Here is a 16,502-nt window from a genome sequence, read left to right on the forward strand (position 1 = left end):
TAGATGTATGACATGCGTTTCTGCCTACTATGAGTCGGATATATGGCCGTAGGCCATAATTATAAAGTACAAAATATAAGACAAACACCTGGATCCCGGCTAAAAAGCATTACCGGGACGACGTGAGAGTTGGGACGACGAAAAGGCTGTTAGCAATCATCTGTCCATAAATGAGTAGATGCCTTCGCTTATAAATATCCAAGAGGGAGTTTGATAGTGATCAAACTGTATTCCAGTCGTACAGCTAAAGCATAACGCATAGCTTTTACTACTTGGTATAACTAATTCGATACACGGCATTGGCAAAGTCATCTGATACCAAGATCGAGCCATCTGCCAGAGTCATCACATCTACTGGGCGTCCCCAGCTTTGTTCAACATTGAGCCAGCCTGTAGCAAAAGGCGAATAGTCGCTCACCGTATTACCATTTAGCACCACTTTCATGATCCGGTAGCCGACTTTATTGCTGCGATTCCACGACCCGTGCTGCGCGATTAAGATGGTATTTTTATATTCAGCAGGAAATTGCTGGCCCTGATAAAACTCCATACCTAAGGCTGCGACATGAGCGCCAAGGGTTAATGCTGGCGGTGTATTCAGTTTGGCAATCTCTGGATTGGTAAATTCGGGATCCGCGATATTGTTATTGTGAACATAAGGAAAACCAAAGTGTTGGCCGGTTTGGCTGACACGATTTAGCTCATCATCGGGTAGGTCATCGCCCATCATGTCACGGCCATTATCGGTAAACCATAATTCGCCAGTGACAGGGTGAAAATCAAAGCCAACACTGTTACGTACGCCTTGCGCGACTATGGTGGTTTGCATAGAGTCTTGTGGTGTAGAGCCTGCTTTCTGGGTCTGTGTTTGTTGACTACCTGTTAGTTGGTTATCTGTAAGTTGAGAGTCTGGGTCCAATTTTAGAATACTGGCAAAAGGCAATTCACTTTCGCACACATTGCATGGCGCACCTACAGGAACGTACAATTTACCGTCGGGGCCAAAGGCGATAAATTTCCAACCATGGTGTGATTTATTCGGCAGTTTATCAAACACTAATTCTGCTTTAGGGATGGTGGGTAATGACTTTTCAATATCAGGGTACCGCCAGATTTTATCTACTTCTGCGACATATAAACTGCCTTGATGAAACGCTATCCCTGAGGGCATAAATAAATCGGTCGCAACCATGATTTTTTTGTCCGCTTTAAAATCATGATTAGTGTCAATAAGTGCGTAGACATTACCCGCTTTACGGCTGCCAACAAATACAGTGCCGTTATCGCCTAGTGCCATTTGACGAGCATTTTCAATATTTTCAGCGTAGATATCGATGCTAAAGCCTTGGGGTAATTGAATTCTATCTAAAGGTAATGCTTGTGATGGGCAAGAGAGACTCATCCCCAAAGTGAAAGCAGTTAATAAGGTAATTGGCTTAATCATATTGAGGGTCCCTTTATGCAATAGTATTGTTAATCAACAAGGTAATCTTAGTACTTTTATCAATGTTTTTACGACAATCACCATGAAGTTCATTCACAAGATTATCGACATCGATTCTTATCAAGAATTTTATCGATAATCGACTATTATCAATATCTTAAAATTATCAATAGACTAATATTATCAATAGCCTACGCTTACCAATCTTTAATAATATTTTTGATCATAGCAGCAGTATTTTCTGGCTGCTCTAGCGGGAACATGTGGCCGCCGTTAGGTAGCGTCATTAATTCAATGTCGTTAAGTTTGGCAAATCGAACAAAATGTTTAATCGGGAAGATGGTAGTCTTTTCACCATAAATCAGTTTTGCGGGCACCTTGAGTTTGTTTTTATATGTCACTAAGTTAGTCGGTAAGTGCCTAAAGATATCCGCTTCGACAGCCGGTGAGAAGGTTAATTCTAAACGCTTGTTACGTGAAACTGCGCCAGAATGCACATAGTCTTGCAAGCAACGAGAGTCGAAGTTTTTGAATAATGACTTATGTGAAAAATAATCAACCAAGTTTGTTTTTTCTGGCCAGTGATTTTGGCGAGTTTTGGCTTTACCAGCAGGAGATAGCCTATCAATATACGGTGTACGTTTGATAAAACTCAGTAAATGTGACAATGCGCCAGTCACCACCGGTGGATCTAACATCACTAAACCGCGAAACAATTCCGGATGCTGGCAAGCTGCGATAAAAGAAATGACTCCGCCAAAAGAATGGCCGACACAAATGACTTTTTCATCCTGCTTTCTAATAAATTCAACGAGTTCTGTAACTAGGTGTTGCCAGTTGCTGTGTATCGGATAGAGGATGTTATGCCCAAACTGATCATGGGCTACGGTGCGATAATCGCGAGTAAATTCTGCTAATAATGTTTTATAGCTTCCCGCTGGAAAGCCATTAGCATGAACTAGGTTTATCAGTGGTTTTGTCATAATGTCTCTGATGGATGTTTGGGCTATTTGCGGTGTAATTTGATTCAAATAAATTCACTCTACATTTTATTTAAACGCAAATAGCACAGTATTCCCCAATATTTAGAATATTTTTATCGGATCAATGGGCGTTAACTCGGCAAACTCGGGCGCACGATTTTGCGCTTTAGCTGTGAATATTTCCATCATATCGTTTTGTGGTTGGAACATGCCGCTTTGCCAGACCGACATATATTGTAAGCTGTCTTGAACACTATGATCGCGGGCATAATTAATCATCTCTTTACAGCCTGTTACCGCTAAAGGCGAGCGGGCGGCGATCTCGGCTGCGATGTCTAATACTGCGGTGATCATCGTTTGTTGGTCGTCATACACTTGATTGACCAAACCGGCTTGTTTAGCTTCTTCTGCTGGCATTCTGCGACCCGTATAAGCAAGCTCTTTCACTAGACCGATTGAAATCAACTTAGGCAAACGCTGTAACGTACCAACATCAGCAGTCATGCCGAGTTTGGTTTCTTCAATACTGAAAAACGCATCTTGTGTGCAGTAGCGGCAATCGGCGGCGGTAACCATATCAACCGCGCCGCCAATACAGCCGCCTTGAATCGCCACTAATACTGGCATCCGAGCTGTTTCTAACACACTAAAACAGTCTTGTAGCTTCAGCACTAATCGACGTAGTTGGTCGTGTTTTCGGCCTAACTCGATATTGTCGTTTGGGCCATTGGCACTGAATACGGCCAAATCCATACCAGCACTAAAGTGTTTACCTGTTGATGAAATAACAATCGCCCGAGCTGCTGATTTATTATTAATATCATCAATAACCCTTGGGAACTCATGCCAAAAATCGACGTTCATTGAATTCAACGAGTCAGGTCTGTTTAGGACGATATGGGCCACTTTATGGCTAATATTGACGGTTAGCGTGTTGTACTCTTGCTCAGAATTCATGACTATTTCCTTATATATTCAATGTGATTTGCTTATCCAGCTCGATTGCATCACTGAGTGACGCGAGTATTGTTTGGCGCTCTTTTAGTTTAGTACCATGATGAGCTTTCATATTGAGCGTCTGCATGTGTTTAGCAACGCTCATTGCTGTGCTCATGAGAACGTCTGCTTGCACCACTTGGTCAAGAAATCCTGCAAGCACAGCAGATTCAGGAGCAAACAGCTCAGCATTGATCACTGCACGGCTGAGGTAGTTTTGTGGAATGCGATTTCGGGCAATTTCAATTCCAGCTTGGTGCATTGTCATGCCAATAGCGACTTCGTTTAAGCCAATTTTAAAGTCACCGGTACAACCAATACGATAATCACAACTGAGTAATAAAAATGCCCCTTTGGCGATTGCATGACCAGTACACACGCCGATGATCGGAGTAGGGAACGCCAACATTCTGTATGCCAAGCCGGAGCCCGCAGTCACAAGGGCAATGGCAGAATCTGAACTTTGCTTCATTGTTTTTAAGTCATAGCCGCCTGAGAATATTCCTGCTTGGCCAGTTATCACCACCACAGCAGCTTGCTGTTCAGCATCGTCTAGGGCGGCATGAATCTGTGCTATCACCTCTGGTGAGATTGCATTTACCTTGCCATTGTTCAAACTGATGATATGGACATTGTCTTCAATTGTGACGTTAATTAATTGCATTTTTCACCTGGAATATGGTTGCTAATTGTTTATTAAACAATAATTTAGTTTAATGGGCTAGGCAAGGGGTAATCGGTATATTTGCCCCTAAGGCCTTTAATTGTTGTTTGTTTATACCTAGCCTTGCTATCAATATGTTATGCCCAACATAGCAACTAAAAACCTGCCAGTAAATAACATGGTTATTACCTAAAGCGTTGGCATAAATGATATTTTCTATTTTGCCCGCAGCATTAGTGTCTAGATTACGGCATGTGACTCATTCGTTATCCATATTGAATAATAACGATGCCTTAATACTCGCTATTTTGAGTCTTTAGTCATGTAAGTGACTCATGCAAGTGACTCATAGTTAAACTTGGTTGATTGACGAATGCATGAATGGCGCGATTCACTTCAGCGGGTCTTTCATGTTGCAGCCAGTGACTGGTATTTGCAAAACGTTTAATTGTGCAATCTGAAACATAGCGCTCAATGTCATTGAGGGTTTCGTTAACGAACGCTAAATCTTGTTCACCCCAAAGCACTAACGTTGGCTGATTAATTTGAATATTGGGGATCCTTATGTCAGTCGTCTTTTTGATTGCCCTGTGTTGATTGACGTCTCATCGGCTAATGCTTTTTCAATGCCATCATCTGTGTCGCTGGGTGCTACGTTGGGAGCTAATTGCGGCATAGCCCGATAGTATTGCAGCATGCCATTAATGGCTCCGTATTGGCCCCACACTTTTTTGTAACGTGCAAGTACCTGTTCAGTAAAAATTGCCTCTTGTGAGCTAACCATTATTTTTTCAGTTAAATAGCGATAATCATCCTCGATTAATAGTGTTTCAGCTGATGGACTAATCAACTGATGAATATAAGCACTCTTTTGTCGTTGAATAGGGTTATTGATCATCTCTCGGGTAAAGGTACTCGGATGAGCGGCATTAAGAATAATCAGTTTGCTTATTAAGTGAGGATAAAAAGCGGCTAATGGCCAGGCTATAGCGCCGCCCCAATCATGAGCAACCAAAATGACAGGCTCTGTAGGGCTTATGGCTGCAATAAACTGAGCGATAAACGCGATTAAATTGGGGACAGTATAAAAGTCTAGCTCACTGGGTTTATCACTTAGGTTATATCCGGGTAAGTCAGGCGCAATAACATGATAGTGAGTTGAAAAATAGTCTAACTGTTTTTGCCATGAGCCCCAATATTCAGGAAAACCATGTAAAAATACCATGGTCGATAAGGGTTTTGTTTCTGACATATGGCCAGTTTCAACATAATGTATATTGACCTTATCCACTGCAATATAATGATGCATTAGCTTCATATTCAATCTCAGCACAAATTAAGGCCTATTGAGGCCTAGTTAAACGGTACAGATGATGCTTTATTGGAAGAATGTAACTGAATTCTCAAGCAACTCACGGTCTGTTCTGGTGTTATTTACCGCAGCGCTATCATCGGCATAACCAAAAGACATGCCAAACAAAATTCCGCGTTCATCTGGCAGGTTAAGTATTTCTCTAACAGGATCAGGAAATTGTCCTAGGGCGCCTTGCATGCAATTTGATACGCCATGTTCTGCCATGACAAGCGATAACGTTTGTGCATAAATACCTAAGTCGACAGCACCCATAATGTCTAAGTATTTATCCATGGTAAAAAACACCGCATGTGGCGCATCAAAAAATTGCCAATTACGTAACATGGCCATTTGACGGGCTTTTTTGTCTTCGCGTGCGACCCCAATGGCGCTGTATAACGCATTAGCTGAACCAAATTGACGCTCACGATGAATGCCTTGATATTGCGGTAACCAATTGAAATCAGGGTTTGGTGATGCGCCGCTCATCAAAGTTTCTATCAATCGTTGTTTCAGTTTATCTTTAGTTGCCCCAGATACCACACAAGCTTGCCATGGTTGTACATTACAATTGGACGGGGAGAGTTGCGCACTGGCGAAAATTCTCTGTAATGTGTCATCTGCCACTGGTTGGTCAACAAAGGCCCTTACTGAAGTTCGTTGTTGTAATATCGATTCTATAGACATGTTTGATACTCTTATTAGTTGGATTTTGAATTGTTTTAAAATGTATATTTTAATCCAGGCACAAGCTTGTTGATTCATTGAAGGAAAATGGTATTGCACCACGATTAATCATAGTTACTGATTATCTTAACGATCATTTGCATAGAACAGTATGAGTCAATAACCACAGGGAAGAACATTAAGATTGCTCCCAGTCTTGCCCTCTTTGCTCAAATAAAACCCTACGACTATGCTAATTTAGCTCCAAACGATGCTAGATGCTGTATTAAAATTATACCAATCGATTATTTTAATGATGAACTATTCGCATAATGAATAGTGCACTGTTATAGGCTAATAAAGCTGCTACATATCCGCAAGTCGCGCCACAAAGGGCACAGAAGACAAGTAAACTATCGGGCAAGTGATCAAGATTAATGCGCAATATTGTGCCATTGGCTTGTTAAGCTAGAGGTACTATTAGCAAGGTAAATGTGTAGCTATAATTAATATGCATTTGGATAATACATCTTGTTACTTTAGCATCAGTAATATGACGGGTTATTTATATGGAAAATCATTTAAATAATCACTTAATCGCAGAGGTTGTTGTTTTTTGAGATAAATTTTGCAGACGTTACCGGCAATGATAGTTAAGGCGGAGCTTGTGAGATGTCTTCATCTATCTACATAAGCGACTCTTCACACCGGTATCTGGGAGTGGCTAATCGATAGGGTTTATTTTTATATAAATCAGGTTTTCATAAGGTATTACTTATTTAGAGACTTTCTGTCTAACATTTGTTCTACATGCTGAAATAAACCATTAGCCGTCTGTGTTAAATAAAATTTAGCCGCAAAAGATCAACAGCCCCTGACACTTATAGATAATAGTTGGAGAGCAACAATGCCTGAATACAAAGCCCCCATTCGTGATGTTAAGTTTGTGATGCAAGAGTTGCTCGGCTGTGAAGGCCACTATGAGCATTTAGGCTATCAAGATGCGACTATTGATATGGTTGATGCCATTATCAATGAAGCTGCAAAACTAACAGAAGAGGTTGTTGCGCCATTAAATCAAATTGGCGATCAACAGGGTTGTACATGGAAAGATGGCGCGGTAACCACACCTGATGGCTTTAAAGAGGCGTATGCCCAGTATGTAGAAGGCGGTTGGCCAACATTATCTCAGTCTGAAGAATTTGGTGGTCAAGGTTTACCACATTCGCTAAATATTAGTATCGCTGAGCTATTTTCCAGTGCGAATCATAGTTTTGCCATGTACCCAGGACTCAGTCATGGTGCATTAGCCACCATTGAAGCCCACGGCACAGAATCACAAAAGCAACAGTTTATGCCCAAACTTGTTGAAGGTAAGTGGACTGGAACCATGTGCTTAACTGAGCCGCACTGTGGCACAGATTTAGGTATGTTGCGCACCAAGGCTGAACGTCAAGATGACGGCAGCTATTCGTTAACGGGCACTAAAATCTTTATTTCGGCGGGTGAACACGATCTGTCAGACAACATAGTGCATATTGTTATTGCTCGTATTCCTGGCGCGCCAGAAGGCAATAAAGGCATATCTTTATTCATTGTGCCTAAATTTAATGTCAATATTGACGGCACCATTTCAGATAGAAATGGCGTGAATTGTGGCTCAATAGAGCACAAAATGGGTATCAATGGTAACGCGACTTGTGTGATTAACTTTGATGGCGCTACAGGCCATTTAATTGGCGAACCTAATCGCGGCCTTAAATGCATGTTTACCTTCATGAATGCAGCCCGTATCGGTGTGGCGAGTGAAGGTGTTGCCGCAGCAGAGGCTTCTTTCCAAGGTGCGCTAGCTTACGCCAAAGATCGATTACAGATGCGTTCTATTAGCGGGGTTAAAAACCCTAATGGCCCTGCGGATCCGATTATTGTTCATCCAGATGTACGTAGAATGTTGTTAACTCAAAAGTCTATTGCTGAAGGTGGCCGTGCATTAATTTCATATTTGGCTCAGTTAGTGGATATCGGCCATGCTGAAAAAGATGAGGCAATTAAAGCGGATGCTGAGACAAAATTGGCATTATTAACCCCAATTGCAAAAGCCTTTCTCACTGAACTTGGTTTTGAATGTACCAGCCTTGGCGTTCAGGTGTTCGGTGGCCATGGCTTTATCAAAGAGTGGGGCATGGAACAGTTAATGCGTGATACCAAAATCAGTTGTATATATGAAGGCACAACCGGTATTCAAGCCTTAGATTTACTGGCACGTAAAATTATTGGCAGCCAAGGCGAAGTGTTAAAACCTTTTTCTCAAGATGTGACCGCATTCTGTCAACAGAACATGGACAACCCTGCGATGGCAGAGTTTATTAAACCCATTATGATTTATGCAAAAGAGTGGCATGAACTTACTGTATTGATCGGTGCTAAAGCGATGAAAAATCCTGATGAAATTGGTGGTGCTTCAGTTGATTACCTCATGTATGCCGGCTATGTAACCTTAGCGTTTTTCTGGGCAAAAATGGCAAAAGTCGCTCAAGATAAACTGGCTACAGATACAAGTGAAACAGCATTCTATGAAGCTAAAATAAAAACCGCTCAGTTTTATATGCAACGTATGTTACCAAGAGCAAAAGGCCATGCAGCATGTATTCAAAATGGCGTTGACTCAATGATGGCACTCAGCAGCGATGATTTTGCTTTTTAAGTAAACTGTATACGCTGATAACGTTCTGCTTAAACACCGCAACCTTATAGGTTGCGGTGTTTTTATTTGTAACCAGACAATAATACCGAAGATATTGATACCATAAATACAAAGTAATATATTGATAATTAACGCTTATGATCTAATACTGCTTAAGGTGATAACTTAACTGATGGCATGTCGCGTCGTGGTTTAATTCGGCTATAATGGTTAACTTCAGAATAAAAATAACAAGGGATTAAACAGATGTCAGGTAAAATATTTACTTCAGTGATTCCACTGCTCGCTTTATTTCCATTGACGTCATCAGCCAACTCTTGGGTTGATGTCAGTAATCAATACACAAACAAACAAATACAGATAACCAGTCAATTTCAGCCAGAAATGGCCAGTTCAATAGGGATTACTGAAGCTGATAGTCTGTGTAGTAATATCACTAAGGCACAGCAAGATAAATATATAGAGACGCTTGAAACCAGTAAGAAAACCTTGCTACAAGCGGTGAAAACTGAAAAATCATTGCCAGTTCGTCAAGACCTTAACATTATTATCGACAATATTGATCAGACCATTGCCGCGGGTAATTTAGACGATAAATACATGCTGCCTTGGGTTGATGTCCCCCTGATTATATTCAGAGGTGTGTCGGCATTATTAGATGATCAAATGTCAGATACACGCAAACAAGCGGCTAATACCCGTCTTGCGTGTTATGTCGGCAAAACAGGGCAAGCAGCTTTAACGGAGCAAGCCAAAACCTTATTTGAAGCGGCGTTAGCCAACAAAAAGTTAATTGGGCCGACAAAAGAAGAAGTTAACCAAGCCCTAGCGAGAACTGACACTTTATTACAAGGTTTACAGCAGTTATTTGAACAAAATGAATTCATAAAAGCCGATGAGAATATGTTGCTATTAAAGCAGCAAATTGAAGACTATCGTCAATGGGCTGAAAAAATGGTTATTCCGAACACACGTGATGACTTTAGATTACCCGAAGAAATTTATGCCTTAAAACTCAAAACCGTTGGCATCGATATCGACCCTGAGTTGTTAATTGAACGCGCTAAAGCAAGTTACATGATAACCAAAGCGAATATGCAGGCGTTAGCGCCCTTGGTTGCACAAAAATTTAATATGCCATCAAGTGATTATCGTGACGTGATTAAAGCTCTTAAAAAAGAATCATTAACCAAGGATAAAATTGAAAATTATTATCGTGAAACCAATAAAAAACTTGAGGCCTTGATCAGTAAACATCATGTGGTTGATTTACCTAAACGCGATATGATCATGCGACTTGCAAGTGATGCCGAAGCGGCAGGTAGTCCTGCGCCTCATATGTTGCCGCCACCATTTATTGGCAATACTGGTGAGCAAGGCCAATTTGTTCTGACAACCGGTAACCCTGCATTAACGGGTGATGCTGCCTACGATGACTTTAATTTTAATGCGGTTGCTTATACATTAAGTGCCCATGAAGGCAGACCTGGGCATGAATTACAATTTGCGGTCATGTTGGAGCAGGGCGTTTCACTGGCACGAGTATATTATGCTTTTAACAGCGTTAACGTAGAAGGTTGGGCATTGTATGCCGAAGCGGAAATGTTGCCGTACCTGCCTATTGAAGCACAGCTTATTGCGCTGCAACATAGGTTATTGCGTAATGCTCGCGCGATGTTAGACCCGATGTTGAACTTAGGTCTCACAACAAAAGAAAACGCATATTCATTGTTACGCAACGATGTGGTGTTTTCAGAAGCGGCTGTAAAACAAGAAGTTGATCGATACACTATGAGAATGCCTGGCCAGGCTGGCAGTTATTTTTATGGTTTATCACGATTATTGGAGATCCGCGCCGGAGTTGAAATAGCCCTAGGCGACAAGTTCGATCGTTTAGCGTTTAATAATTTTGTGTTGAGCCAAGGCTTGATCCCACCAAAATTAATGGCGGAAGCGGTTAACCAACAATTTTTAGCTCAGTAAAAATGTACCGGTTTATTTAATGGATCCCATTTAAATCGTTACCGATTTGAATGGGATTTTTTATGTCATGCAATGATTGAATAATGTAAGCAGCATGTTAGCCAATATGCTGCTTACATTGCTTTTAATCTATGATTTACGGTTTGATTAGCATATTGTTTATTGCTGACTAAAGGCTATTTTACTTTGGCGGAATACATAGCTGAATCACTTTTTAGCATAGGGTAAACGCATAAGTTTATTGCTAGTGTGGTAACTATCTAATCCTGTAATCGCCACTGTGTCTATTGCTTGCAAGTCTAAAAAGCCATCACTTTGAAGTGCAGCTTCATCAACATACACATCGATAATTTCACCAATCACCAGCTCAGTACCATTAACGGCTAAATGTTGATGCTCAATAAATTTTACCGAATATTTTAAACGACTTTCTTTTACAAATGGCGCGGTAAAATTATTTAAGTATTCAGGTGTTAGTCCCGTTACCGCAAACTCCGACTCGTCTTTATCATAACGGGCTGATGTTTGATGAGCCTGCTTATAAATTGATTGATTAACTTGGTTAATTGTATAGCAACCCGTTTGTAAAATATTTTCAAAAGTATGACGAGGTACAGTATGTGGGCGCACTATCATCCCCACCAGCGGCGGATTTGCGCCTAGGTGTATCACCGAGCTGACAATAGATAAGTTAGTCAAGCCTTGTGAGTCTTGAGTGCCAATTAAATTAGCGCTTTTAAAACCAGAGAGTGAATTAATTAAATGGGTACGGGTGTGTTTATCAAGCGCGTCTATGCGCTCTTGGGTAAAATGCATTTGAAGTCCTTAACAGTAAAATAGTGTGACCCTATCAATCTTAATGGGCTGATTAACTTTTTAGATATCAATTTTTCTGAGTGTGCGCTGTTGGCTACATGCAACACGTTTGTGTTTATCGTTTGTCAGATTTTAGTTTCCTATGACACTGGCCGTTAGAACAGCTTGAATTGGGCATTAAAAATTTACTAATAGAATGCCTATACTTTGCAAAAAAGCGATATCCAAGGTCGGCAAATAAGCGAATGATGGGTAAGCGGATAAGTTTTAACCAGCGATGTTTTCCAACAATCTCCCACGCCTGACAAGTCACATCAAGGCCGTAAATCATCTCACCCGATAGTGTTTGTGCTTGTAAATACGTCATTGCCTGATTGACATCAATACTTGGGTATCGAAGACTAAAATCAAGCGCATTAAGATCTTCAAGGATGATTTTTTGATGAATATCAGCGTGTTTTAGTTGCTGCATTTCGATGCTGCATAGTGGGCAATTGCCATCGTAGAAAATGATCATATTACTGCTTTGAGATAATTCGAAAGAGATTAGTTTTTACGCTCAAGGATGACAAATAGATCCATTAAATAATGTTTGGTCGCCCTGTGGCATCATACAAGGGCAAATGAGGCATAAATGAGCATTATGTTGCCATGCATGTTAACGTATATTTTCAGGATAAAAATCCAATATTCTGAAGCCAAGTATTTAAATTAAGCAAAAACTTCAGTCGTTAAAGCTGTTTTAATCACGTCATTAAAAGGACAATCATTATGAGTAAGAAACAAGCATACGAAAAAAAATTGCAGGCGCAACTCGATGAGTGGAGTGCGCAAATTGATAGACTGAAAGCAAAAGCCGATGGTAAAGCTGCTGATGAGCAGTTGGAATACTATCAAAGAATAGAGGAACTTGAGTCGATGAAACAATCTGCCAATAAAAAACTTAATGAGCTTAAACAAGCCAGTGATGATGCTTGGGAAGACGTAAAAATCGGCATTGATAGCGCCTGGGATTCGCTCAGTGCAGCATTTAAGTCAGCGAGTTCAAGGTTTAAGTAATCATGTTGCACTAAAGATATTTATATCATATCTATCCTCTATTAAGGTGACCAATGATTAATACGTTACAGATTGTGAAATGGGCTATTAATCTTGGTCGCCATAACAGCTATAAATCACGCCTGTCATTAATGGCAGCTTCTCCATTGGACGACCTAAATAGCTTAGTTACAATTAACAATTAGCAGTGGAAGCTTACTATTACCAGCCAATAAAATAGTGCAAGTGCTTTCCTTGGTAAGGTCGAATTAGGCTAAACAACAATTGCCCTTACGACCATTTTTATTGGTGGAAAATAGAGTCTTAAACAACATAATGCAGATCCTAATCCTTGATAAGTGACTGCATTTTATTACTGTAACCCCTTCATAAACTCGAGTGTGTTACCCTTGAACGATTAACAGGGTAGACAAGCAATTCTAAGTTACCTCTCAAGCTCCATTGGGTCTATCCATGTTTTCTGGTTATTTACAGTCAACTTAGTGTTCACTTGAGTTCATATGATGTTTTGCCATCTATTCTCAATCTATAGTGACCTTATCTAGATCAAGCTTGTGCCGATAAGTGAGTGCTATTCCATCATTGGTAAATGTCATCAGTATGGTATTGGATGAAGAACGTAACCTCATTTATGCGTGCACATTAATAGCGCAATGAGCCACCTTGGTCGATAAATTATTACAGGTCAAAAATATGAAAAAACTGTTCAATAAGATTTTTGCTGGAGTCCATCTGTTCGCAGCTGTCACTCTTATCATCTTATCTTTGATAATTATGCTGTGGTCTATTTACGAGGTCATTTCTGGCATAGAGTATGACTCTGGATTTATTCCATTAATGCTTCAATCTGTCGCCGCTATTATCATAGCTGCAGCGATTATCGATGTTGCACAGTACATGATGGAAGAAGAAGTGTTTAAGGATAAAGAGCTGCGAGATCCCAAAGAGGCAAGAAGAACAATTACAAAAATTATTGTCATTATTACCATCGCCGTCAGTATTGAAGGACTGGTGTTTATATTCAAAGCAGGAACGAAAGACCTTAGCCTTTTACTCTATCCGGCTTTACTTATCATGGTATCAGCGATTTTGATTGTTTCGCTTGGCGTGTACCAAAAATTAAGCGCGACTATCGAAAAAAGAGAAGAGGAAAGTGAATTGTAAGCCTGTGAAAAATGATATTTAGCTATGGCTTAGATAAGTGTTGCGCCGCCATATGCGGCGATTCTCTTTAGTGAAAATAGTTATCTAAATAGAGCGAGTACTAACAGGCTATATTTCACCTTGTAGCTATATTTCAGGAATATCTTTCAGTAATGTTAAGATAGTTTGATTATTGTTTATATTTGCTAAATCAATTAGATAGCTTTTCTCAAGCTCTTGCATCGGTTCATTTGCTAATAAATCTTTTACCAACTGCTCTTCATCATTTGCGATAGCTGTTTTTAAGGCTGCAAAAGTAGCGATACTGTGCTTATGTTGATCAGTATTATGCGATCCCATTAGTTGCACTCCATTAAATGTTTGATATTGATGTCTAGCTGTTCACTCACACTAACAATATTAACGTGCATGTTGCAATCAAAGTGATGGTAAATATACCGAATCGTTGTCGAGGGTATCTAAGCTTGTTAAACAGGTTACGACTTGTCCTTAACTGTGGCTTGAGCGCTGATTTGCAAAGCATAGTGTTAATTCGGATCGAGTTTTAACGCTAATAGCGGCATACAAAGCCGTGTTGATAAAAAGATGGTATCGTATTATTACCAGTTTACTCTTTTGATTTTAAAGGGATCTGGCCACATTATGTGGTTGAAAAGCACACAGTAACGTTGCGGAGACAAGTTATGAGTTACGAAATAAAGGAAGAAAATCGTGATCATGCTCCATTAGAGCGTGGTTTTCTTAAGTTCTCATTGCCTGTTGAGTCATTTATCAATAGTCAGATCGTAGCTGGAATCGTATTACTTGTTTCAGCAATAGCAGCCATTCTTATGGTTAATTTAGGATGGCAACACAGTTATGAAGCCTTAAGTACACTTGAGCTAACTATTTCTCTTGGCGATTGGGCTATAAGTCATTCATTACATTACTGGATCAATGACGGTTTAATGGTGTTGTTCTTTTTCATTTTAGGGCTAGAAATTAAATATGAATGCTTGGTCGGAGCGCTAAGCGATTTAAAAGATGCTGGATTAGTTATTGTTATGGCACTGGGGGGCATGGTGCTTCCGGCACTGATATATTCTAGTATTATTTGGATTAGTGAGTCGTCCAACGCTTATCAAGGCTGGGGTGTGCCTATGGCCACAGACACGGCTTTTGCGATAGGTATTCTCACACTGTTAGGCGCTAAAGCCCCACGGGCGGCTTACATTATTCTTACTGGTTTAGCCATTGTAGATGACATGGGAGCAGTAGCTGTTATTGGTTTATTTTATACCGACCAAATTATTATTCAGTCACTTCTATGGGCGGGGCTCACGCTATTAGTTCTGTTTTTTATAAACCTTCTTGGTATCAGGAAACCTGTCTTTTATTTAGTGGGCGGTTTTTTTCTTTGGTGGTTTATTCTTCAATCAGGCGTACATGCAACCACCGCAGGTCTGTTAGCCGCAATGATGGTGCCGACACGTCCTTATACCAACAAAATCTGGTTTCGCCGTAAAATGCAAAATGTCATCCATGATTTTAAGGACGTAGACAGTGAAGATACTCCTATCCTTGAAAATGAACAACAACACGCACTGGCTGTAAAGGCCGAAGATATTGCCAAGCAAACGACAGCGCCAATATTACGCTGGGGATATACATTAGATAAACCTGTCAGTTTGATTATTCTACCTTTGTTCGCGTTTTTAAATGCAGGCGTAATGTTACCTACGGTCATTCCTGAATTTAAAGATACTGTGGTCACACTGGCGATAATACTCGCATTGGTTTTAGGAAAGGGGATTGGTATTAGCTTTTTTGCCTGGTTGGGATTAAAAGTAGGTGCGGTAAGATTGCCTGATGGTGTGACATTTTCTCATATCATTGGTATCGGTTTTTTGGCGGGTGTAGGCTTCACAATGTCATTATTTATATCAGTATTAGCATTTGAGGGACAACCCGCTTTAATTGAACAAGCAAAACTGGGTATCCTTTTCGGTTCATTAATTGCCGGTATAATAGGAGCTGCTATATTGTTTTCGGTTTCTAAAGATGAGGTTAAATAGTTGGCCCAATTAGCGTATCGAGACGAATAGATAATAGTCAATTTCAATAATGTCAACGTATTGATAGGTACTGGAAATGGGCCGCAAAAGTGATGGCAAAGAACGCTTGCTACAAGCAATATTAGATTTAATGTGGCAGAGCAGCTATGGCACTCTCACTATTGATGCTATATGTGAGCGAGCCGGCGTGAAGAAGGGCTGTTGATACTATTTTTTCAAATCTAAATCACAATATGCTACTGAAGTAATCCGCGACGGAACGGAGGAAAAAAATCCGAAAATGAACACCTTTGTTCGGTAACTAGGCCACCTTTAGAACGACTTAAAGCCTACTTTTACGATATATAACAAACACTAGTTGAAGCTATCGAGAAACATGGCCGCGTGTTGGGCTGCCCACATTTCTGTATGGATGATGAAATAAGCAGTATTGAAACTGTTGATTTTTACGCGCGTTAGGATTTATTTAAAAACATAGATGCTTATTTATCTATTTATCTATTTAAGAGTTATTATTAAGTTAATCTTATGTGGCTAATAACATACGCGGATTATTGTTAGGCCCTATCATCATTTCCATACTTAAACAAAACTTAATCTCAATCGTTAGTATTG

Annotated in this window: 14 protein-coding genes; 5 read left to right on the top strand and 9 right to left on the bottom strand. The window is 40.2% G+C overall.

Annotated elements, in window-relative coordinates; genetic code table 11:
- Positions 1-268: 268 nt before the first annotated feature.
- From H5123_RS05970 to H5123_RS05995, 6 genes are all read right to left on the bottom strand, one after another.
- A complete protein-coding gene (locus H5123_RS05970; protein WP_182697336.1) occupies positions 269-1,444 on the bottom strand; it encodes a sorbosone dehydrogenase family protein in 1,176 nt (391 codons plus the stop codon).
- A gap of 197 nt (positions 1,445-1,641) precedes the next feature.
- Positions 1,642-2,427: an alpha/beta fold hydrolase gene (locus H5123_RS05975; RefSeq protein ID WP_124014840.1), complete on the bottom strand. Its 786-nt coding sequence runs from the start codon at positions 2,425-2,427 to the stop codon at positions 1,642-1,644.
- 102 nt (positions 2,428-2,529) lie between these two features.
- A complete protein-coding gene (locus tag H5123_RS05980) occupies positions 2,530-3,384 on the bottom strand; it encodes a crotonase/enoyl-CoA hydratase family protein (protein WP_182697337.1) in 855 nt (284 codons plus the stop codon).
- Between the two features lie 10 nt (positions 3,385-3,394).
- On the bottom strand, positions 3,395-4,087 hold the full coding sequence (locus tag H5123_RS05985) for a crotonase/enoyl-CoA hydratase family protein (RefSeq protein ID WP_182697338.1): 693 nt from the start codon (positions 4,085-4,087) through the stop codon (positions 3,395-3,397).
- A 562-nt stretch (positions 4,088-4,649) separates the two neighbouring features.
- Positions 4,650-5,405: an alpha/beta fold hydrolase gene (locus H5123_RS05990; RefSeq protein ID WP_259395595.1), complete on the bottom strand. Its 756-nt coding sequence runs from the start codon at positions 5,403-5,405 to the stop codon at positions 4,650-4,652.
- Positions 5,406-5,465: 60 nt separating this feature from the next.
- Positions 5,466-6,128 carry a nitroreductase gene (locus tag H5123_RS05995; protein ID WP_182697339.1) on the bottom strand — a complete coding sequence of 221 codons (663 nt, stop codon included), beginning with the start codon at positions 6,126-6,128 and terminating at the stop codon, positions 5,466-5,468.
- An 886-nt stretch (positions 6,129-7,014) separates the two neighbouring features.
- Between H5123_RS05995 and H5123_RS06000 the strand changes: the two genes are divergently transcribed.
- Both H5123_RS06000 and H5123_RS06005 read left to right on the top strand, forming a co-directional pair.
- Positions 7,015-8,811 carry an acyl-CoA dehydrogenase C-terminal domain-containing protein gene (locus H5123_RS06000; RefSeq protein WP_124014845.1) on the top strand — a complete coding sequence of 599 codons (1,797 nt, stop codon included), beginning with the start codon at positions 7,015-7,017 and terminating at the stop codon, positions 8,809-8,811.
- A gap of 246 nt (positions 8,812-9,057) precedes the next feature.
- Positions 9,058-10,794, top strand: coding sequence for a DUF885 domain-containing protein (locus H5123_RS06005; protein WP_182697340.1), 1,737 nt, complete (start codon positions 9,058-9,060; stop codon positions 10,792-10,794).
- Between the two features lie 207 nt (positions 10,795-11,001).
- On the opposite strand, the gene H5123_RS06010 is transcribed toward H5123_RS06005, so the two are convergent.
- Both H5123_RS06010 and H5123_RS06015 read right to left on the bottom strand, forming a co-directional pair.
- Entirely contained in the window at positions 11,002-11,610 is a 609-nt protein-coding gene (locus H5123_RS06010) for a flavin reductase family protein (RefSeq protein ID WP_182697341.1), read from the bottom strand.
- 115 nt (positions 11,611-11,725) lie between these two features.
- Positions 11,726-12,127 carry a thiol-disulfide oxidoreductase DCC family protein gene (locus tag H5123_RS06015; RefSeq protein WP_182697342.1) on the bottom strand — a complete coding sequence of 134 codons (402 nt, stop codon included), beginning with the start codon at positions 12,125-12,127 and terminating at the stop codon, positions 11,726-11,728.
- A gap of 254 nt (positions 12,128-12,381) precedes the next feature.
- On the opposite strand from H5123_RS06015, the gene H5123_RS06020 reads away from it, so the two are divergent.
- Together H5123_RS06020 and H5123_RS06025 are read left to right on the top strand one after the other, a co-directional pair.
- Entirely contained in the window at positions 12,382-12,669 is a 288-nt protein-coding gene (locus H5123_RS06020) for a coiled coil domain-containing protein (RefSeq protein ID WP_182697343.1), read from the top strand.
- A gap of 693 nt (positions 12,670-13,362) precedes the next feature.
- Complete coding sequence (locus H5123_RS06025; RefSeq protein WP_182697344.1) at positions 13,363-13,833, top strand: hypothetical protein; 471 nt, start codon at positions 13,363-13,365, stop codon at positions 13,831-13,833.
- Positions 13,834-13,959: 126 nt separating this feature from the next.
- On the opposite strand, the gene H5123_RS06030 is transcribed toward H5123_RS06025, so the two are convergent.
- Positions 13,960-14,172, bottom strand: coding sequence for a hypothetical protein (locus tag H5123_RS06030; RefSeq protein ID WP_182697345.1), 213 nt, complete (start codon positions 14,170-14,172; stop codon positions 13,960-13,962).
- A gap of 344 nt (positions 14,173-14,516) precedes the next feature.
- Here H5123_RS06030 and nhaA point away from each other — a divergent pair, with 344 nt between their 5' ends.
- Complete coding sequence (nhaA, locus tag H5123_RS06035; protein ID WP_124014851.1) at positions 14,517-15,887, top strand: Na+/H+ antiporter NhaA; 1,371 nt, start codon at positions 14,517-14,519, stop codon at positions 15,885-15,887.
- Positions 15,888-16,502 lie beyond the last annotated feature (615 nt).

The sequence above is a fragment of the Shewanella sp. SR43-4 genome (genome assembly GCF_014163845.1).
Taxonomy (GTDB): domain Bacteria; phylum Pseudomonadota; class Gammaproteobacteria; order Enterobacterales; family Shewanellaceae; genus Shewanella; species Shewanella vesiculosa.